The sequence below is a fragment of the Methylobacterium sp. FF17 genome (genome assembly GCF_025813715.1).
GTDB classification, from domain to species: domain Bacteria; phylum Pseudomonadota; class Alphaproteobacteria; order Rhizobiales; family Beijerinckiaceae; genus Methylobacterium; species Methylobacterium flocculans.
This window is the reverse complement of sequence record NZ_CP107532.1, coordinates 1,163,098-1,182,493: the sequence shown is the minus strand read 5'-3', so window position 1 is coordinate 1,182,493 and position 19,396 is coordinate 1,163,098. Positions and strand designations below refer to the sequence as shown.

The 19,396-nt window shown below is 72.5% G+C and carries 17 protein-coding genes, 1 pseudogene and 1 riboswitch; of the genes and pseudogenes, 10 read left to right on the top strand and 8 right to left on the bottom strand.

Going from position 1 to position 19,396, the window contains the following annotated elements:
* Genes cobW through OF380_RS05370 form a run of 4 tightly spaced genes read right to left on the bottom strand, consistent with a single transcriptional unit; the run spans position 1 to position 2,439 of the window.
* Positions 1-1,035, bottom strand: a complete 1,035-nt coding sequence (gene cobW / locus OF380_RS05385) for a cobalamin biosynthesis protein CobW (protein WP_264049737.1) — start codon at positions 1,033-1,035, stop codon at positions 1-3.
* The gene (locus OF380_RS05380) at positions 1,032-1,445 is read right to left on the bottom strand and encodes a DUF1636 domain-containing protein (RefSeq protein ID WP_264049736.1); all 414 of its coding nucleotides are present in this window, start codon (positions 1,443-1,445) and stop codon (positions 1,032-1,034) included. Before OF380_RS05380 ends, cobW begins: the two co-directional genes overlap by 4 nt.
* Positions 1,438-2,235 carry a CbtA family protein gene (locus tag OF380_RS05375; protein WP_264049735.1) on the bottom strand — a complete coding sequence of 266 codons (798 nt, stop codon included), beginning with the start codon at positions 2,233-2,235 and terminating at the stop codon, positions 1,438-1,440. Before OF380_RS05375 ends, OF380_RS05380 begins: the two co-directional genes overlap by 8 nt.
* Positions 2,236-2,262: 27 nt before the next feature.
* Positions 2,263-2,439: a CbtB domain-containing protein gene (locus tag OF380_RS05370; protein ID WP_055947494.1), complete on the bottom strand. Its 177-nt coding sequence runs from the start codon at positions 2,437-2,439 to the stop codon at positions 2,263-2,265.
* Positions 2,440-2,491: 52 nt separating this feature from the next.
* Positions 2,492-2,684: riboswitch (cobalamin riboswitch) on the bottom strand.
* Between the two features lie 84 nt (positions 2,685-2,768).
* On the opposite strand from OF380_RS05370, the gene cobU reads away from it, so the two are divergent.
* The 5 genes from cobU to OF380_RS05345 all read left to right on the top strand — a co-directional run bounded on the left by cobU (position 2,769) and on the right by OF380_RS05345 (position 7,494).
* The gene (gene cobU, locus OF380_RS05365) at positions 2,769-3,302 is read left to right on the top strand and encodes a bifunctional adenosylcobinamide kinase/adenosylcobinamide-phosphate guanylyltransferase (protein WP_264049734.1); all 534 of its coding nucleotides are present in this window, start codon (positions 2,769-2,771) and stop codon (positions 3,300-3,302) included.
* The gene (cobO, locus tag OF380_RS05360) at positions 3,299-3,904 is read left to right on the top strand and encodes a cob(I)yrinic acid a,c-diamide adenosyltransferase (RefSeq protein ID WP_264049733.1); all 606 of its coding nucleotides are present in this window, start codon (positions 3,299-3,301) and stop codon (positions 3,902-3,904) included. The genes cobU and cobO overlap by 4 nt, the downstream gene beginning before the upstream one ends.
* Positions 3,904-4,617 (top strand): hypothetical protein, encoded by a 714-nt coding sequence (locus OF380_RS05355; RefSeq protein ID WP_264049732.1) that lies wholly within the window; start codon positions 3,904-3,906, stop codon positions 4,615-4,617. The genes cobO and OF380_RS05355 overlap by 1 nt, the downstream gene beginning before the upstream one ends.
* 19 nt (positions 4,618-4,636) lie before the next feature.
* A complete protein-coding gene (locus tag OF380_RS05350; RefSeq protein WP_264049731.1) occupies positions 4,637-6,091 on the top strand; it encodes a cobyric acid synthase in 1,455 nt (484 codons plus the stop codon).
* Between the two features lie 65 nt (positions 6,092-6,156).
* Positions 6,157-7,494: an MFS transporter gene (locus OF380_RS05345; protein WP_264049730.1), complete on the top strand. Its 1,338-nt coding sequence runs from the start codon at positions 6,157-6,159 to the stop codon at positions 7,492-7,494.
* A 91-nt stretch (positions 7,495-7,585) separates the two neighbouring features.
* Here the strand turns inward: OF380_RS05345 and OF380_RS05340 are convergent, their stop codons facing one another.
* Complete coding sequence (locus OF380_RS05340; RefSeq protein WP_264049729.1) at positions 7,586-8,692, bottom strand: DUF3616 domain-containing protein; 1,107 nt, start codon at positions 8,690-8,692, stop codon at positions 7,586-7,588.
* An 11-nt stretch (positions 8,693-8,703) separates the two neighbouring features.
* Positions 8,704-9,705: an adenosylcobinamide-phosphate synthase CbiB gene (gene cbiB / locus OF380_RS05335; RefSeq protein WP_264051205.1), complete on the bottom strand. Its 1,002-nt coding sequence runs from the start codon at positions 9,703-9,705 to the stop codon at positions 8,704-8,706.
* A 39-nt stretch (positions 9,706-9,744) separates the two neighbouring features.
* On the opposite strand from cbiB, the gene cobD reads away from it, so the two are divergent.
* Complete coding sequence (gene cobD, locus OF380_RS05330) at positions 9,745-10,761, top strand: threonine-phosphate decarboxylase CobD (protein ID WP_264049728.1); 1,017 nt, start codon at positions 9,745-9,747, stop codon at positions 10,759-10,761.
* A 6-nt stretch (positions 10,762-10,767) separates the two neighbouring features.
* Here cobD and OF380_RS05325 read toward each other — a convergent pair whose 3' ends face one another.
* Positions 10,768-11,955 (bottom strand): MFS transporter, encoded by a 1,188-nt coding sequence (locus OF380_RS05325; RefSeq protein WP_264049727.1) that lies wholly within the window; start codon positions 11,953-11,955, stop codon positions 10,768-10,770.
* Between the two features lie 495 nt (positions 11,956-12,450).
* On the opposite strand from OF380_RS05325, the gene OF380_RS05320 reads away from it, so the two are divergent.
* The 3 genes from OF380_RS05320 to OF380_RS05310 all read left to right on the top strand — a co-directional run bounded on the left by OF380_RS05320 (position 12,451) and on the right by OF380_RS05310 (position 15,908).
* Positions 12,451-12,654 (top strand): hypothetical protein, encoded by a 204-nt coding sequence (locus tag OF380_RS05320; RefSeq protein WP_264049726.1) that lies wholly within the window; start codon positions 12,451-12,453, stop codon positions 12,652-12,654.
* Between the two features lie 259 nt (positions 12,655-12,913).
* Entirely contained in the window at positions 12,914-14,320 is a 1,407-nt protein-coding gene (locus tag OF380_RS05315; protein WP_264049725.1) for a malonyl-CoA decarboxylase, read from the top strand.
* A 58-nt stretch (positions 14,321-14,378) separates the two neighbouring features.
* On the top strand, positions 14,379-15,908 hold the full coding sequence (locus OF380_RS05310) for a malonate--CoA ligase (RefSeq protein WP_264049724.1): 1,530 nt from the start codon (positions 14,379-14,381) through the stop codon (positions 15,906-15,908).
* Positions 15,909-15,965: 57 nt separating this feature from the next.
* Here OF380_RS05310 and OF380_RS05305 read toward each other — a convergent pair.
* Positions 15,966-17,662 (bottom strand): annotated as a pseudogene (locus OF380_RS05305) (methyl-accepting chemotaxis protein).
* A 515-nt stretch (positions 17,663-18,177) separates the two neighbouring features.
* On the opposite strand from OF380_RS05305, the gene OF380_RS05300 reads away from it, so the two are divergent.
* A complete protein-coding gene (locus tag OF380_RS05300) occupies positions 18,178-19,332 on the top strand; it encodes a YihY/virulence factor BrkB family protein (protein WP_264049723.1) in 1,155 nt (384 codons plus the stop codon).
* Positions 19,333-19,396: the final 64 nt, after the last annotated feature.

Below are 19,396 nucleotides of genomic sequence, written 5' to 3'. Positions count from 1 at the left end.
TTATCCCGCCAGGGCGGCGGCGACCGCCCCCTGGTCGAAGCCCTTGAGGCCGATCACGACGAGGCGGCCGTCGCGGGGCTCGGAGGCCTTCCAGGGGCGGTCGTAATGATGCGCGATGCGGGCGCCGACGCCCTGGACCACGAGGCGCATGGGCTTGCCCGTGACTTCCGCGAAGCCCTTGATGCGCAGCACGCCCGCCGTCTCGGCGGCCCGCGCCACGCGGATCGCCAGATCCTCGGCGCTGGCCGTGGCGCGCACGGGGAGCGCCACCGAGTCGAAATCGTCGTGGTCGTGGTCCTCGCCCTCACCGTGATGGGAGGGGCGGGCGTCGAGGTCGTCCTCGGCCGCCGCGCCGAGCCCGAGGATCACGCGGGGGTCGAGGCGGCCGTGCTCGGCCTCCACCATCTTCACCGCGCGGGGCAGGTGCTCCGTCACCTCGGCCCGGACCTTGGCGCGGCCGGCCGCGTCGAGGAGGTCGGCCTTGTTCATGACCACGAGGTCGGCGCAGAGGAGCTGGTCCTCGAAGACCTCCTCCAGCGGGTTGTCGTGGTCGACGCTCGTATCCTCCGCGCGCTGGGCAGCCGAGGCGGCCGGGTCGTCGGCGAAGAAGCCGGCCGCCACGGCGGGGCCGTCGATGACGGCGACCACACCGTCCACCGTCACCCGCGAGCGAATCGCCGGCCACTGGAAGGCCTGGACCAGGGGCTTCGGGAGCGCGAGGCCCGAGGTCTCGATGAGGATGTGCTCGGGCGGGTCGGCCCGGTCGAGGAGCTTGTTCAGGGCCGGCACGAAATCGTCGGCCACCGTGCAGCAGATGCAGCCGTTGGCGAGTTCGACGATGTCCTCGTCGCCGCAGCCCTCGATGCCGCAGGCGGCCAGGAACGAGCCGTCGAAGCCGATATCGCCGAACTCGTTGACGATGATGGCGAGGCGCCGGCCGTTCGCGTTCTCGACGAGGTGGCGCACCAGCGTGGTCTTGCCGGCCCCGAGGAAGCCGGTGACGATGGTGCAGGGGATCTTCGCGACGAGGGTCATTCGGCGGCGTCCGGGAGGCAGGGCGCCGCGAGCGGCGGAAAGGGCGGGATGCGGGCGACGACGCCCTTGCGGAATTCCTGCGGCCTCGCCTTCCAGGGCACGATCCCGTCCGGCGTGCTGGCATAGAGGCCGACGCCCTCCAGGATGGTGCGGGCCGACTCGGCGGCGTCGAGGTCGCCGTAGACGTAGGTCCAGCGGCCTTGCGAGGCGACCGCCACGGTGCAGGGCCGCTTGCAGACCGAGAGGCATTCGACGCCCGCGACCGTGATGCCGGCATGGCCGCCCGCGCCGACGGCGTCCTGGAGGGCGGCGAGCAGGCGGGCGCCGGCACGCGGCTCCGCGGTGTCGCCGGCGGCCCGGCAGGTGGCGCAGACGTAGAGGGTGACGGGCTCGGGTGCAGGCTCAGCCATGCGCCGGCCTGTCCCGCCCGAACAGCCCCCAGGCCCAGCCATAGGCCAGCCCGATCACGGCCCAGAACACGAAGGCGATGCCGAGCGAGCGGGCGGCGAACTGCGCCGCATAGGCCGCCGGCAGGTTCGAGGCGGCGTGGCTCGTCTCCGGCGCGCCGGCGAGGTGCGGCGCCACGAGGAGCACGAGGCCGCCCGCGATGGCGATCGGCGCCCGGCGGATCGCGATGAGGTAGAGCCCCATGGCGGTGGCGGCGGCCGTCATCACCCACCAGAACTGGCGGTCGGCCAGCGGCGCGGCCTCCATGCCGGGAAGCTCCGGCGCGAGGCCGAGGGCGGGCGCCAGCGCGACCGCGAGAAAGCCCCCGATGGCGAAGCGCAGGCCCGTCTCCGGGCTGGGCTCGCGGTTGCACGCGAGCAGGACGGCACCGAGCAGCAGCGCGTAGCCGACGCCCCCCACCAGGGTGGAGAGCCCGGTGAAGGCCATGCGCGGCAGGCCGGGGCCGGGCTGCCAGTCGGGCGCCGTCTCGCCGCCGCTGACCGCGGGGTCCCGGGTGCCGTGATCGTGACCGCCATGGACGCGCACGATCAGGGCGGTGGGCGACACGAGTTCGGGCGCACCGAAGGTCTGGTCGGGCGCGCCGAAGGTCTGGTCGGGCGCGAGGGACGCCTGCGTCTCGAAGCGCTCGGCCGCGATGATGAGCGGCGAGGTGAGCGCGAGCTGCAGGCCCGTCGCGACGACGGCCGCGAGGAAGCCGGCGACCAGGGCCGCCGACACGAGCCGGATGATCATGGGGGTGTCTGCCTTAAGCGGAGGCGCTCAGTGGCAGGGGAAGTTCTGGCTGTGCCGGAAATCGTGGGCCGCGTTGTGCAGCGCCATCGCGGGGGCGAAGCCCGCCATGAACACGAGGCCGAGGCCGAGGAAGGCGGCCACGAGCACGGCGCCGAGGCGCTCGTTGGTGCGGGTGCCGGTGAGGACGAGGGTGTTGGTCGACATCGGTTTATCTCCTGGCCGCCCCGCCGGCGGCCGCGATCGAGCGGGAGGGACGACAAGTCCCCTCTGGACGGCAGGTCTCCTGGCTCGCGGGTCGCTGGTCCTGCCGCCTTCCCGGATCGCTCCAGTGGCCGATGGCAGTCCCGTCTCCGCTCACAGTTGCGGGGGCAGCCGCGGTTTCAGGGTCGCCCCCTCACCGCATTCCCTTTTCACCCCGTCGCCGGGGCACCGTCCAGCCTGTGCTTCTACGCGGTTGCCGGTTCGCTGACAACGCGGCGATGCGGGGTTTCCCGCCTTTGACCGGAGGGGGCGATCTCGGGCACAGGAGGCGCATGCCGCAACTGCCTCCCCGACTGACCCTGGTGCTCGGCGGCGCGCGCTCGGGCAAGAGCGTCCACGCCGAGGGGCTGATCGAGGCCTGCCCTGCGCCCTGGCTCTATCTCGCCACGGCGCAGGCCTGGGACGACGAGATGCGCGCGCGCATCGCCCTTCACCGGGAGCGCCGCTCCGGCGACTGGATCACCCGGGACGTGCCCATCGACCTGCCGGAGGCCGTCGCCTCCGCGTCCGGCCCGGTGCTGGTCGATTGCCTGACCCTGTGGCTGACCAACCTCATTCTGTCCGAGGCCGCAGTGGACGCCGCCACCGACGCGCTGATCGCGGCCTGTGCGGCGGCCCCCGGCCCGGTGGTGCTGGTGGGCAGCGAGGTCGGCCTCGGCATCGTGCCGGAGAATGCCCTCGCCCGCCGTTTTCGCGATGCCGCCGGGCGTCTGCACCAGCGCCTCGCGGCCCGCGCCGACCGCGTGGTCTTCATGGTGGCGGGCCTGCCGATGTTCGTGAAACCCCAACCCGGAGCCACCCCATGAGCGATGCCGAGGCCGACCGTCACCGGGAGAAGATGGAGAAGCGCAAGGCCGTGCAGGACGCCGAGGTGGCGGGCAAGACCATCGAGAAGGGCCTCCTCATCGTCAACACCGGCCCCGGCAAGGGCAAGACCACGGCGGCCCTCGGGCTGATGCTGCGGGCGCTCGGCCATGGCTGGCGCGTCGGGGTGGTCCAGTTCATCAAGGGCGCCTGGGACACCGGCGAGAAGCATGCGCTCCAGGCTTTCGGCGACCGGATCGACTGGCATACCCTGGGCGAGGGCTTCACCTGGGAGACCCAGGACAAGGCCCGCGACATCGCCGCCGCCGAGCACGCCTGGGCGAAAGCCCTCGACCTCATGGCCGATCCGACGATCCGCCTCGTGGTGCTGGACGAGCTCAACATCGCCCTGCGCTACGATTACCTCGCCATCGACGCGGTGGTGGCGGCGTTCCGGGCCCGGCGCCCCGACCTCCACGTCATCGTCACCGGCCGCAACGCCAAGCCGGCGCTGATCGAGGCCGCCGACCTCGTCACCGAGATGGCATCGGTGAAGCACCACTTCGCCGCCGGGGTGAAGGCGCAGGTGGGGATCGAGTTCTGATGCGGGCGGTCGCGATCCTGGCCGTGACCCTCCTGGCCCTGATGGGAAACCCGTCCGCGCGTGCCCAAACCGCAGCGCCTTGGCCCGACACCTATCTCGGCCGGGTGGAGGTGCTGGCGGTGATGGAGGGGCTGAATGCCCGGCTGCTCGCCAGCCGTTCCGCCACGGCGACGCTGGAGGCGTGGTGCGCCGACCACGGCATGGCGGCGACGCCCCGCCTCGCGGCACACCTGCAGCGCGCGGTGGACAAGCCGGCCTCCCAGGAGACGCGCCAGCGCCTGAGCGTCGGCCCCGACGCGATCCTGAAGTACAGGCAGGTCCGGCTCGCCTGCGGCGATCACGTGCTGTCGGAGGCGGAGAACTGGTATGTCCCCGAGCGTCTGACGCCCGAGATGAACCGCCTCCTCGAGACGACGGACACGCCGTTCGGCCGGGCCGTGCAGGCCCTCGGCACGACGCGCCAGACTATCGATGCCCGGTTTCTCTGGCATCCGCTGCCGAAGGGCTGGGACCAGGCTTCCCCCTCGGCCTCCTCCTGCGGCGACCTCGCGATTCCCGGCCAGCTCTTCCAGCATCGCGCCGTCCTGTTCACGGCGGAGCGGGCGCCGTTCTCGGAAGTCGTCGAGACCTACGGGGCCGCCATCCTGGATTTCCGTCGCGCTGCGCGCGCCGCCGATCCCGCCTGCTCGGCATCCCCGCCGTCGCGGCCCTGACATGAGCGGATCCCGCCGCATGACCCGCGCCATCATGATCCAGGGCACCGGCTCGGATGTCGGCAAGTCGCTGATCGTCGCCGGGCTCTGCCGGGTCTTCGCCCGGCGCGGCCTCGCGGTGCGGCCGTTCAAGCCGCAGAACATGTCGAACAACGCCGCCGTCACGGCGGAGGGCGGCGAGATCGGGCGGGCGCAGGCGCTGCAGGCGCGAGCGGCCGGAATCGCGCCCTCCGTGCACATGAACCCGGTGCTGCTGAAGCCCCAGAGCGAGACCGGGAGCCAGGTCGTGGTCCAGGGCCGCATGGTCGGCACCGCCAGGGCGCGGGACTACCAGGCCTGGAAGCCGCGCCTCCTCGCCTCGGTGCTGGAGAGCTTTTCGCACCTGAAGGCCGAGGCCGACCTCGTGATCGTGGAGGGCGCGGGCTCGGCCTCCGAGGTCAACCTGCGGGCCGGCGACATCGCCAACATGGGATTCGCCCGCGCCGCGAACACGCCGGTGGTGCTGCTCGGCGACATCGACCGGGGCGGCGTCATCGCCAGCCTCGTCGGCACCAAGGCGGTGATCGCGGCGGAGGACGCCGCGATGATCCGGGGGTTCCTGGTCAACCGCTTCCGGGGCGACCCGAGCCTGTTCGCCGACGGCATGGCCACCATCGCGGACGCCACCGGCTGGCCCGCCCTCGGCCTGATCCCGCACTTTCCCGATGCCGCCCGGCTGCCGGCCGAGGACGTGCTCGGGCTCGTGGGCTCGGGCGCCGGGGCGGGGCGGCGCCGGGTCGTGGCGGTGCCCGTGCTGCCGCGCATCGCCAATTTCGACGACCTCGACCCGCTCCGGGCCGAGCCCGACCTGGCGGTGGTGCTGGTGCGCTCCGGCGAAGCGATCCCGGTGGCCGACCTCGTGCTGCTGCCGGGCTCGAAGACCACCATCGACGACCTCGACTTCCTCGTCGCGCAGGGCTGGGACATCGACATCCGCGCCCATGTCCGCCGGGGCGGGCGGGTGCTCGGGCTCTGCGGCGGCTACCAGATGCTGGGGCGGCGCATCGACGATCCGCACGGCATCGAGGGGGCGCCGCGCTCCGTGCCGGGCCTCGGCCTCCTCGACATCGAGACCGTGATGACGCCGCTCAAGCACCTCGCCGCCGTCACCGGCACCAGCCTGCCCGACGCGGTGCCGTTCTCCGGCTACGAGATGCATGTGGGCAACACCACCGGCCCCGACACGGACCGTCCCGCGCTCCGGCTGCGCGACGGGCGCCGCGACGGCGCGGTCTCGGCGGACGGCCTCGTCACCGGCACCTACGTGCACGGCCTGTTCGCCGACGACCGGCAGCGGGGCGCCTGGCTCGCCCGCCTCGGGGCCGCCCCGAGCGGGCTCGCCTACGAGGCCGGCATCGAGGCGGTGCTGGACCGCCTGGCCGAACACCTCGAAGCGCACGTGGATTGCGAGCGCCTGCTCGCGCTGGCGTTGTAGGCCGCCCTGGGCTTAGGGTCGTCGCGAAAGGCCCGCGCCGAACGGGCCCCGCGAGGAAGCCCCCGATGACGACGCCCCCGGCCCCCGTGGATGCGCCGCTCGCGCACGCCACCATCCGCACCGTGACCCTGCGGCTGATGCCGCTCCTCGGGCTGATGTACCTGATCGCCTATATCGACCGGCAGAACATCTCCTACGCCAAGCTGCAGATGGTGGGGGACCTCGGCCTCAGCGAGAGCGTCTACGGCCTCGGGGCGTCGCTGTTCTTCCTCGGCTACTTCCTGTTCGAGGTGCCGAGCAACGTGATCCTGGAGCGGGTCGGGGCCCGGCGCTGGTTCGCCCGGATCATGCTGACCTGGGGTGTCATCACCATCCTGCTCGGCTTCACCCAGAACACGACGATGTTCTACGCCCTGCGCTTCCTCCTCGGGGTGGCGGAGGCCGGCTTCTTCCCCGGCGTGCTGTTCGCGCTGACCCTGTGGTTCCCGCAATCGCACCGGGCCCGGATGATCGGCTGGTTCATGATCGCGAGCGCGCTCGCCAACGCGGTCGGGGCCGCCATCGGCGGGGCGCTCCTCGACCTCGACGGGCTGCTCGGCCTCAAGGGCTGGCAATGGGTGTTCGTGGCCACCGGCCTGCCCGCCCTGGCGCTGGCGGTCGTGGTGCTGCGCATCCTGCCGGACGGGCCCGAGCAGGCGCCCTGGCTCAGCCCGGAGGGGCGCGACTGGCTGAGCCGGACGCTGGCCGCCGAGCGCGCGGCGGGCGGGCAGGTGGAGCACGCCAACCCCTTCGCGGCGCTCCTCGACCGGCGCGTCTGGATGCTGGCCTCCGTCTACATCGCGTTTCCGCTGGCGGCCTACGGGCTGAGCTACTGGCTTCCCACGGTGGTGCGGAGCTTCGAGGTCTCGAACACGCTCAACGGCTTCATCAACGTCATCCCGTGGCTGATCACCGCGTTCGCGCTCTGGTGGGTGCCCCGGCGGGCGGCGCGCTCGGGCGATCAGGTCTGGCACGTGGTGGTGCCGGGCCTCGTCGCGGCGCTCGCCCTGGTGCTCAGCGTGGTGCTGCCCGGGGCGGCGCTGAAATTCGCCTGCCTCTGCGTGGCGGCGGCCGGCGTCTTCTCGGCCCAGCCCGTGTTCTGGTCCCTGCCCGCGACCTTCCTGACGGGCGCGAGCGCGGCCGCCGGCATCGCGGCCATCAACGCGGTGGGCAACCTCGGCGGCTTCATCGCGCAGAACGCCGTGCCGTTCATCCGCGACCAGACCGGCAGCAACCTCGCGCCCATGTACTTCCTGGCCGCCTGCCTCGGGCTCGGCGCGAGCCTGATGTTCGTGGTGCTCTCGGCGCTGCGCCGGGACGCCGCCCGCCGCGGCGCGGTCGCCCCCGGCCTGAAGGTGGCCTGACCGCCGAGTGGCCTGACCGCCGAGTAGCCTGACCGCCGAGTGGCCTGACCGCCGAGTGGCCTGACGGCATGCCGGCCCGAGCGCTTGGGCCCTACGGGATCGGCAGCGCGTATTCGTGCGGCGCGCCGTTGCGCAGGCTGTCGAACAGCACCAGCACGCGGCCCGGCCCGAGCCGGACGATGGCCTCGGGCTTGCCGCTGACCGTCTTGCCGTCCTCGTCCTGGCCGCGCACCGGCTCCAGGGTTCCGACCGGGGTCAGCCGGCCCGAGGGCAGTTCGGCGATGGACAGGGTGTAGGGGGCGGAGAGCCCGTTGCGGGCCGGCCCGGCGAGCACGAGGAGGCGGCCGTCCTCCAGGGCCGCCAGATCGCGGATGCCCGCATCGGTCCCGACCCGCAGGGGGATCGCCTCGATCTCGGCCCGCAGGGGCGCCTCGCCCGGCGCGAACAGCGGCTCCACCGGCACCGAGACGAGGTAGGCGATGCCGTCCCGGCTCGGGGCCCGCAGGCCCGCATAGAGCCGCGCGCCCACCACCGCGAGGCCCTCGACGTTGAGGCCGTTCGGCTGGGGCGTGCCGGCGGGGGGCGGGTCGTTGCGGTCGAATTCGAGGTCGCGCAGGACGACGTCCCGCACCGGCGCGGCCGCGTTCAGCGCGTCGGTCAGCCGGTAGGTGCTCACGATCTCCGAGGCCGTTCCGGCCGCATCCAGCCGCAGGCGCGTCAGGATCATCGACGAGCGCTTGTACTTGCGCTTGCCGCGCGTGCAGCCGTGCGAGCCGGTGACGTAGAAGTAGGGTTCGGCATAGGCCACGGCCTCCCCGTCGAGTTGGTTGAACCCGCCCTTGCCGCCGCTGCAGGACCAGGCCCGAGGGGCCGTGCCCCGCGTCTCGGGCGAGGGTGCCCGGCCCTGGTCGAAGGCGGTGGGGCCGGGCGAGACCGTGGTGCCGGCGAGGCGGAAGACCTGCGCGCCGGAATTCTCGTCGTTCACCGCGATGCAGGTCCGGGTGCCGTCCGGCCCGGCCGGCCGGCAGGCCGCGCCGCTGATGTCGTAGGCCGGGCGTATCGCGCCGTCCTCGGTCTCCCCGTCGAAATCCCGGGCCAGGGCGTAGGGGGTCGGGCCGGGCCCCGGGGCCTCGGCCCATCCCGGGCTCGCGGCCGAGAGGGCGCCTCCGAGGGCGGCGAGCAGGGGAAGACGGATCATGCGAACCGGGATCATGCGAACACCAGGGTGAGGAGGGCCAGGAGCGCGAGGGCGAGGCCGAACAGGAGCGCGCAGGCCGTCCGGTAGAGCGCCAGCGCCCGCTCCACGTCGGCGGGCGTCGCCTCGGCGCGGCCGTCGCCCATCCAGCCATCCGCGACGCGGGTGGCGCCATAGACGCGCGGACCGGCGAGCCGCAGGCCCAGCGCCCCGGCTATGGCGGCCTCCGGCCAGCCCGCATTGGGCGAGCGGTGGTGGCGCGCATCGCGCCGGACCGCCCGCCACGCCGCCCCGGGCGAGGCCCCGCGATGGAGCGCGGCGGCCGCCACGAGGAGGAGGGCGGTCAGCCGCGAGGCCGGCAGGTTCACAAGGTCGTCGAGGCGGGCGGCGGCCCAGCCATAGGCTTCGTGGCGCGGCGTGCGGTGGCCGATCATGCTGTCGGCGGTGTTGATCGCCTTGTAGAGCGCGCCGCCGGGCAGCCCGCCGGCCCCGATCCAGAAGGCCGGCGCCACGATCCCGTCGGAGAAGTTCTCGGAGAGGCTCTCGATGGCGGCGCGGCAGATCCCGGCCTCGTCCAGGCTCTCGGGGTCGCGCCCGACGATCATCGAGACCGCGATCCGTCCGCCCGCCAGCCCGTCGCGGCGCAGGTCCGTGGCGACGCGGGCGACGTGGTCGTGCAGGCTGCGCTGGGCCGGCAGGCTGGCGCAGAGCAGGGCGAGGAGGCCGAGGGCCGGGACCGCCCCGGCCGCGCCCGCGAGCGCGGTGAGCGCCAGGGCGACGCCGCCGACGCAAGCGAGCAGGATCCCGAGGCCGAGGAGCCCGGCGATCCGGCGCTGCGCGTCGTTCCCCCGGTTCAGGCGCCGGTCGAGCCCGCCGGTCAGCGCGCCGATCCAGGTGACAGGGTGGCCGAGCGCCCTGTAGAGCCGGTCCGGATAGCCGGCCGCCGCCTCTGCGGCGAGGGCCAGCACCAGGACGATGAGCGTATCGGGCGGATGGGTGAGGGCGGTCCAGGGCATGACGTCTCGGTACATGGCGTCTTGATACATGACGTCTCGGTGAGGGCGCGGGGCCCGGGGGAACCGGCGACGGGCGGGGCCATCGACCACGGGGGCGACCTCGATGCCGCGCGGCGCCTGTTCCCCGGGGCGCCCGAGCCCTGGGTCGATCTCTCCACGGGGATCAACCCGGTGCCCTATCCGTGTCCGGCCCTGGAGGCCAGCGCCTTGCGTCGCCTGCCCTCGGCGGCCGACCTCGCGGCGCTGCGGCGGGCGGCGGCCGGGGCCTACGGCGCGCCCGACCCGGACGGCATCGCGGCGGCGCCCGGAACCCAGATCCTGATCGAGACCCTGCCGCGCCTGAGGCCGCCGGGCCGCGTCGCCGTGCTGGGGCCGACCTATGCCGAGCACGCGGCGGCCTGGGCCCGCGCGGGCCACGCCGTCGAGACCGTGCCGGAGATGGCCCGGATCGGGGGCGCCGATGTCGCCGTGGTGGTGAACCCCAACAACCCGGACGGGCGGAGCTGGGAGGCCGCGACCCTGCTGGCGCTCGCCGCCGAACTCGCGGGGCGGGGCGGGCTCCTCGTGGTGGACGAGGCCTTCGCCGACCTCGAACCCGTCGCGACGCTGGCCGGCAGCCCGCGCCCCGGCCTCGTGGTCCTGCGCTCCTTCGGCAAGACCTACGGGCTCGCGGGCATCCGGCTCGGCTTCGCCCTCGGCGAGCCCGGTCTCGTCGCCGCGATCGCGCGGGCGCTGGGGCCCTGGGCGGTGTCCGGCCCGGCCCTGGCGATCGGCCGCGCCGCCCTCTCGGACGACGCCTGGCGCCGATCGGCCGTCGCCGCGCGGGGGCGGGACGCCGCGCGCCTCGACCGGATGATCGTCCGGGCCGGCGGCGCGGTGGTCGGCGGCACCCGCCTGTTCCGCACCGCCGATTTCCCGGACGGGCCGGACCTGTTCGCGCGCCTCGGCGGGGCCGGGATCTATGTCCGCCGCTTTTCGGACGCACCCCGGCGCCTGCGCTTCGGCCTGCCGGCGGACCGGGGCGAATGGTGCCGCCTGTCGCGCGTCCTGAAGTGAGGGGCGTCAGGCCGCGCGGGGCTCCAGCACGTTGACGAGGAAGCCCGCGCCCGCGAGCGCGATGCCCACCGCGCAGACCCCGGACCAGCCCGCGACCAGGAAGGCCTGCGAACCCGCGAAGGCCCCGAGCGCCCCGAACACGAACATCACCGTGAACAGCACCGTGTTGATCCGCCCCCGCGCGCTCGGCACCAGGGCGTAGACCCGGGTCTGGTTGGCGATGAGGGCGGCGTTCAGCCCGATATCGATGAGCAGGACGCCGAGACCCACCGCCACCAGGGACCAGGTGCCGCCGATCCAGAGCACCGCGAAGGAGGCGACCACCAGCCCGGCGCCGATCACCACCATCGGGCGGGCGCCGTGGCGGTCGGTGAAGCGCCCGGACAGCGGCGCGACGCAGGCGCCCGCGACGCCGATCACCCCGAAGAGCCCGGCGCCGGCGGCGGTGAGGTCGAAGGGCGGCGCCTCCACCAGCAGCGCGAGGGTCGCCCAGAAGGCGTTGAAGCTGCCGAACAGCAGGCCCTGCGAGAGGCTGGCGCGGCGCAGGGCGGGCTGCGTGCGAACGAGGTGGAGGATCGACAGCATCAGCGCGCGGTAGCGCAGGGGCCGCGTCTGCGCCGGGCCCGGTAGGGTGGCGGCGGCGACGGCCGCCATGCCGACCGCCACGGCGCTGGCGGCGAAGAACACGGCGCGCCAGCCGTACTGCGCGCCGACGAGGCCGCTGGCCGTCCGCGCCAGCAGGATGCCGGTGAGGAGCCCGGTCATGACCTGGCCGACCATGCTGCCCCGGCTGGCATCGGGCGCGAGTTCGGCGGCGAAGGGCACCGCCTGCTGCGCCGCCGAGGCCAGGACGCCGATGACGAGGCTGGCGAGCACCAGCGTCGTCAGCGTCGGGCTCAGCGCCGCCGCCAGGAGCGCCACCGCGAGACCCAGGGTCTGGCCGATGATCAGGCTGCGGCGGGACAGGCTGTCGCCGAGCGGCACCAGGCCGAGGATGCCGAGGCCGTAGCCGATGAGGGAGGCAGTCGGCACCCAGAGCGCCGCCCGCTCGCCGAACTCGCCCACCAGCAGCGCCAGCAGGGGCTGGTTGTAGTAGATGTTGGCGACCGCGCCGCCCGCGATCAGGGTGAGGCCGAAGCGCGCCCTGGGGGTGAAGCCGTGCGCCGGGGCGGCCGTCCCGTCCACGCCGCTCATGCGCGGCGGCCCGCCGGGGCGGGACGCGGGGACGGAAGGAATTCCGGATCGGATGCGACGGTCATCGGAGGGAGCTCGCACGTCTGCGGCGCGGGCGCCGCGAGAGAATAGGAGGGACTGGACGGCATGACCCGGTCGGTTAAGCGCGTGCGGCGGCTTCGGCAACCCGGATACGACCTTCGCGATGGCCGGGCAGGACGCCGCACCGGCGTTCCCGGCCCGTCGATTGCCGTGCTCATCTTGCTCAGGGGCGAGGTTTGTCTTGGCTCGACCCGTGCGGGCATGTCGTCGCGGCGGCCATTGCGAGCGATTTCAAGGTCGCCATATACCGCGTGTTAGCGGCGACTACGGAGTTGGCCGGCTTTCACAGCGACGGTGCTTGGAATTCTTCGCATTCTGCGCTTTGATCGCGGCCGGCACCGATGAGTCGCCGGATTCGCGGGGCGTGACGGGCCCTCCTGCGCGAAGCCCGCCGCATCGGCCAGGGAGTTTCGGATGGCGACCTATCGCGTCAACTTTGCCAAGCAGATCCTCGGCGTCCCGTTCACGGTCGGGTCGGTGGACATCACCCGCGCCCGCGACCCCATGCGGGCGCTGCGCGCGGCCGAACTGCGCTTCGCCCGCCTGCACGGCGTCGAGGATTGGCGCGAACGGGCGGACCGGGCCGAGATCGCGTCCGGGCCCGGCGAATTGGGCTGATCCCTTTCGTGCGGCCCGGCGAGCCGAGCTGACCCCTTTCACCCCAACCAGCGAGCCGGGCTGATCCCTTTCCCGCGACCCGGCGGTTCGGCTCTTCGGTTCCGGCTCTGGCCCTCAGGGCGCTCCCGCCCTAAAGTGACGGCCAAGCCAACGAATGGCCCAGCCGGGCGCGCATGCGCGGCGTTTGGATTCGCCCGAGCCGGGCGGAGGGTTTGGGTCCGCCCGAGCCGGGCGTCAGTGAAGGGTCAGGCGGCGTGACATGGCGGCGATCTCTTTCTTCGGCGATCTGCTCCAGACCATCAGCGACCGGGGCCGGGACCTCATCGGGATCGGGCGGGGCGAACTCGGCGCCCGTGCCACCGCGCCGGAACTCGTCAAGCTCTGCGAGGACCTGATCTCCCGGCGCGGCGAGGCCTCCGGCGTCGCCCTGGCCCGCCTGATCCTCGAACGCTACGCCACCCTCGGCCCGGCCGAGCGCGGCGGCTTCCTGCGCCTCGTGGCCACCGAGTTCTCCGCCGACCATGCCGCCGTGGACGAGGCCATCGCGGCCTACCGGGCCGACCCGACCCGGGCGGCCCTGAGCGCGCTCCACGACGCCGCCGAGCCGCGCAGCCAGGAACTCATCCGCCGCCTGAACCTCGCCCGCGACGGCACCCGCGCCCTAGTGCGGATGCGCGAGGACCTGTTCACCCTGCGCCGGGACCTGCGCCGCGAGGAGGCCGACCCCGACCTCATCGACGCCGCCGACAGCCTGGACAGCGATTTCGAGCACCTGTTCGCCTCCTGGTTCAACCGGGGCTTCCTGGTGCTGCGCCACATCGACTGGACGACGCCGGCCCATATCCTCGAGAAGATCATCCGCTACGAGGCGGTGCACGCGATCACGGGCTGGGACGACCTGCGCCGGCGCATCGAACCCACCGACCGGCGCTGCTTCGCCTTCTTCCACCCCGCCCTGGTGGACGAGCCGCTGATCTTCGTGGAGGTGGCGCTCACCGACGGCATCGCCCCGGCCATCGCGCCGATCCTGGCCCACGAGCGCCAGCCGCTGCCCCTGAAGGCCGCCACCACGGCGATCTTCTACTCGATCTCGAACTGCCAGAAGGGCCTGGCCGGCGTCACCTTCGGCAACTTCCTGATCAAGCAGGTGGTGGAGGATCTCGCCCGCGAGATCCCGAGCCTGAAGACCTTCGTCACCCTCTCGCCGGTGCCAGGCTTCTCGGCCTGGCTCGACCGCGAGCGCCGCTCCGACGCGCCGCAGGGATTGACCCGCGAGGATGTCGAGGCGCTGCGCGCCATCGACGAGCCGGACTGGCACGCCGACAAGGCCCGGTGCGAGGCCGTGCGCAAGGCGATGATCCCGGCGGCGGCGGCCTATTTCCTGCGCGCCAAGAACGAGCGCGGACGGCCCCTCGATCCGGTGGCCCGCTTCCACCTCGGCAACGGCGCCCGTCTGGAGCGCCTGAACTTCCTCGGCGACGTCTCGGGCAAGGGGCTCGCCCAGTCGCGCGGGCTGATGGTCAACTACCTCTACGACCTGTCCGCCATCGAGAAGAACCACGAGACCTATGCCAATCTCGGCACCGTCGCCGCCTCCGGCGCGGTGAGCCGCGAACTGCGCACCAACCTGCCGCCGATGCGCGCGGTGGCCCTGGCCGAAGCCTGACGGCACCCCGGCCGCCGCGCCCCTCTACCCGAAGTTCGAAAGCGTATCCCGTCCGATCATGTCCAATCACCTCTTCGATCTCGTCCGCGCCAACCTGCCCGCCGACCCGGCCGCCAAGCTCTTCCTGGAGACGGCGGACGGCGCGCGCTACACCTACGCCGACCTCATCGTGCGCTCGGGCGCCTACGCGGCGGCCCTGGTGGCGGCGGGAGTGACGCCCGGGGACCGGGTCGCGGTGCAGGTCGAGAAGAGCCCGGAGGTGCTGTTCCTCTACCTCGGCGCGGTGCGGGCCGGCGCGGTCTTCCTGCCGCTCAACACCGCCTACACCGCCCCCGAGGTCGCCTATTTCCTCGGGGATGCCGAGCCGGCCGTGTTCGTCTGCGATCCGGGCAGGCGCGCGCTGCTGGAGCCCGTGGCCGAGGGCGCGGGCGTGGCCCTCGTGCACACCCTCGACGCCGAGGGGCGCGGCACCCTGGCGGAGGCCGCCACCGCCGCCGCGCAGGCCTTCGCCGACGTGGCGCGGGGCCCTGAGGACCTCGCGGCCATCCTCTACACCTCGGGCACCACCGGGCGCTCGAAGGGCGCCATGCTCAGCCACGAGAACCTCGCCTCGAACGCCCGCACCCTCGTCGAGTCCTGGCGCTTCACCGCCGACGACGTGCTCATCCACGCCCTGCCGGTGTTCCACACCCACGGCCTGTTCGTGGCCACCAACACGGTGCTCGCCACCGGCGCCACGATGCTGTTCCTGCCCCGCTTCGAGCCCGCCCGGGTGCTGGCCCTGATGCCGCGCGCCACCGCGATGATGGGCGTGCCGACCTTCTACACCCGCCTCCTGAGGGAGCCGGGCCTGACGCGCGAGGTCGCCGCCGGCATCCGCCTGTTCGTCTCGGGCTCCGCGCCGCTCCTCGCCGAGACGCACCGCGACTGGGAGGCCCGCACCGGCCACGCCATCCTCGAACGCTACGGCATGACCGAGACCAACATGAACACCTCCAACCCCTATGCGGGGGCGCGGGTGGCGGGCACGGTCGGGCCGGCGCTGCCCGGGGTCAGCGTGCGGGTGGTCGACCCCGAGACCGGCGCCGCCCTCGGCACCGACGCCGTGGGGATGGTGGAGGTGAAGGGCCCGAACGTGTTCCAGGGCTACTGGCGGATGCCGGAGAAGACGGCCGCCGAGTTCAAGGCCGACGGCTTCTTCATCACCGGGGATCTCGGCAAGATCGACGCCCAGGGCTACGTCCACATCGTCGGGCGCGGCAAGGACCTCATCATCACGGGGGGCTACAACGTCTACCCGAAGGAGGTCGAGAACGAGATCGACGCGCTGCCGGGCGTGGTCGAATCCGCCGTGATCGGGATCGCCCATCCGGATTTCGGCGAGGGCGTCACGGCCGTGGTCGTGGGCGGCGCCGGCGTTCCCGACGAGGCCACGATCCTGCGGACCCTGGAGGCGCGCCTCGCCCGCTACAAGTGCCCCAAGCGGGTGCTCTTCGTGGAGGAATTGCCCCGCAACGCCATGGGCAAGGTTCAGAAGAACCTCCTGCGGGACACCCATGCGGGGCTCTACGCCGCCGGGCGGGCCTGAGGCGTCCGGCGGCTTCGCGCCGCCGGGCCTCGTCTCCGACGCCCGGCGGCCCGCCCGCTACGCCGCCCGGACGGTGCCGAGGAAGCGCTGCACCTCGGCGCTGAGGTGCTCCGACTGACGCGAGAGCTCGCCGGCGGCGCCGAGCACCTGGCTCGCGGCCGCGCCCGTCTCCTCGGCCGCCTGCGCGACGCCCGTGATGTTGCCCGTCACCTCGTTCGTGCCCGCGGACGCCTGGGCGACGTTGCGCACGATCTCCTGCGTCGCCGCGCCCTGCTGCTCGACCGCCGCCGCGATCGCCGCCGCCACCGTGTTGATGTCGCGGATCCGTGTCGTGATCGAACCGATCGCCGCGACCGCCTGGCCGGTCGCCCCCTGGATATGCCCGATCTGTCCGCTGATCTCCTCGGTGGCCCGGGCGGTCTGGTTGGCGAGTTCCTTCACCTCGGCGGCGACCACCGCGAACCCGCGACCCGCTTCGCCGGCCCGGGCCGCCTCGATCGTGGCGTTCAGGGCCAGCAGGTTGGTCTGACTGGCGATCGTCGAGATCAGGCTGACCACGTCGCCGATCCGGCTCACGGCAGCGCTGAGATCCTGGATCAAGGCCGAGGTGGTGTCCGACTCGGTGACGGCGGACTGCGCGAGATGGGCCGAGTTCGCGACCTGACGGCCGATCTCCTGCACGGAGGAGCCGAGTTCCTCGGCGGCCGCCGCGACGGTCTGGACGTTGGTCGCAGCCTCCTCGGCGGCCGCCGCCACGGTGGTGGATTGCGAGGCGGTCTGGGTGGCGGTCGCGGTCATGGTCTGCGCCGTCGCCTGCAGCTCGGTCGACGAGGAGGAGACCATGCCGATGATGCCCCCGACGGCACCCTCGAAGCTGTCGGCCAGTTCGATCATGGTGCGGCGGCGCTCCGCCACGGCGGCCGTGTCGGCGATCCGCCGGACCTCGGCCTCCTCGGCGGCCTTGCGGGCGACCATGGCCTTGATGCCGTCCACGGCCTTGCCGACCGCGCCGATCTCGTCGCCGCGCCGGGCTTCCGCGATGTCGGCGTTGACCTCGCCCTCCGCCATCCGGCGCAGGACCGCCACGAGGCGGGCGAGCGGCCGGGTGATCCCGAACACGACGATGCTCCCGCACAGGATGGCGGCGAGACCGAGCCCGATCACCGTGAACGCGATCAGGCGCTCGATCGTGCCGGACACCTCCGCCTGGAGGGACTGCTTCCCGGCCTGCATCTGCTCCGCGATGGCGCGCGTGCGCGCATCCACCAGGGCGTTCAACTTGGCGCGGGCGGGCGGGGCTTCCCGCAGGATGATCTCGGTCGCGACGACATTGTTGTTTCGAAGCCCCTGCTCGATGCCGCGGTTCAGCGCCGCGAAGTAGCCATCCGCCAACACACGCACCTCGTCGGCGATCTTGCGGCGCTCGACCGTCCCGGCCAGCGTGCTCAGCTTGTCGACCGATTCATAGGCTCTCTAGGAGGCGGTCTGATACAAACTCTGTACCGCGCCATCTCGGCCGGCCCCGTTTCCAGGACGATGTTCCGCGACATCAGGCCGGCCTCGGAGATGTTCATCTGAAGCCTGAGATACGCCTCCTGGCGCACGCTGAGGACTTCGACCACGTTCCGCGTCTGGTCCGCGACGGTCTCCAGCTTGATCCGCGCGTAGAGGATGAGCCCGATCGTCAGGATACCCAGGGTCACGAGGGGGACGGCGATCTTGGCCAGAACGCTGGCTCCATTGACGATTTTCATGCTCTCAACTCCTACGGCGCGACAGTGCATCGGCCGTAGTCTCGGCCACCATCGAGACAGTCAGTGATTGAGAGTGTTGAAAAAATCTTTATTCAGTTGGCCGCGTCTCTGTTGTGTATTCTTGTCGTGCGCGTGAAAGATTGTTCTAAATTCATCGCGTGTATCTGATCGACTGAAGACGATTCCGATAAGATTGTCGGGGCGGCTATCGGCGATTGTTCAAGACGTCTTGAGCGGGATCGGTGCGCACGCGCAGGTCTGGGAACAAGACGGCGGCACGGAGGGACGCCCGGCGTCGGAAGGAACCTTCGAACCCGGTCGGGAGACTTTGCGGGGAGATCCTGATGACTCGGGTTCGTCCCCAGTTCGACCTGCGGCCCGATGGGGCGTCTGGCTCCGCCGGGACCGGTCGGATGCGGCTGCGCGCTCCGGAACGGTCAAGCCTGCGTGACGTTGATGCCATGCGCTGAAACATCGCGCGGCCCCACGCCGTCCAGCTTCCTTCCGGTCCTGCCATGCCCGCCTCACCCCGCCCCAACCCCGCGCGCGCCGGCGAAGCGGCGAGCCCGGTCCTCTGGACGCTGCTGCTCGGAACCACGCTGATCGTGCTGGCGGCGGGGCCGCGACGGACGGGCGGCTCCCGCCCCCCGGTCCGGGTCTCCGGACCGGACGCGGGGGAGGGCGCGCGCTCGCATACGGGGGCGGCGGCCGAGCACGTGGCGGCGACGCAGGTGGCGCGGGGCCGCGCCGCGCGCTCGCCGACCGAGATCACCGCCTCGGGCTGGAAGGACATCCTCTACCGGGTCTACCTCGAGTTCAACCAGGACCGGGTGCTCTCGGTCGCGGCGGGCGTGACCTTCTACTCCCTGCTATCGCTGTTCCCGGCAGTGGCCGCGCTCGTCTCCTGCTACGGCCTCGTGGCGGATGTGAACTCCATCAACGAGCACCTGGCCAGCATGCAGGGCGTGCTGCCGTCCGGCGCCATCGAGATCATCGGCGATCAGGTCAAGCGCATCGCCGCCAAGGGCAACGGCACCCTGGGGCTGACCTTCTTCACCAGCCTCGTGCTCTCGCTCTGGAGCGCCAACGCCGCCATGAAGGCGATGTTCGACGCCCTCAACGTCGTCTACGAGGAGGAGGAGAAGCGCTCCTTCGTCATGCTGAACCTGCGCGCGCTCACCTTCACCATCGGGGCGCTGGGCTTCATCATCCTGGCGCTCACCGGCATCGTGGTGCTGCCGGTGGTGTTCAAATTCGTGGGGCTGAGCGACACGGCCTGGCTGATCGCCCTCCTGCGCTGGCCGGCGCTCCTCGTGGTGCTGCTCGGCGGCCTGTCGCTGCTCTACCGCTACGGTCCGAGCCGCGAGCGTCCGCGCTGGCGCTGGGTGGGCATCGGCGGCGCGGTGGCGGGCCTGCTCTGGCTCGTCGCCTCGATCCTGTTCTCCTGGTACGTCTCGAGCTTCGGCAACTACAACGAGACCTACGGCTCGCTCGGCGCCGCGATCGGCTTCATGACCTGGATCTGGATCTCCGTGACGATCGTCCTGCTCGGGGGCGAGATCAACGCCGAGATGGAGCACCAGACCGCCCGCGACACCACCACCGGGCCGGAGCGGCCGATGGGCGCCCGCCGCGCCCGCATGGCCGACACTCTCGGGGCCGTGGCCTGACGGCGGGCTCCCCTTTCGGGGGCCGGGCACCTATGTGGGGGGAAGCGTTTCACGAACCCGCCAC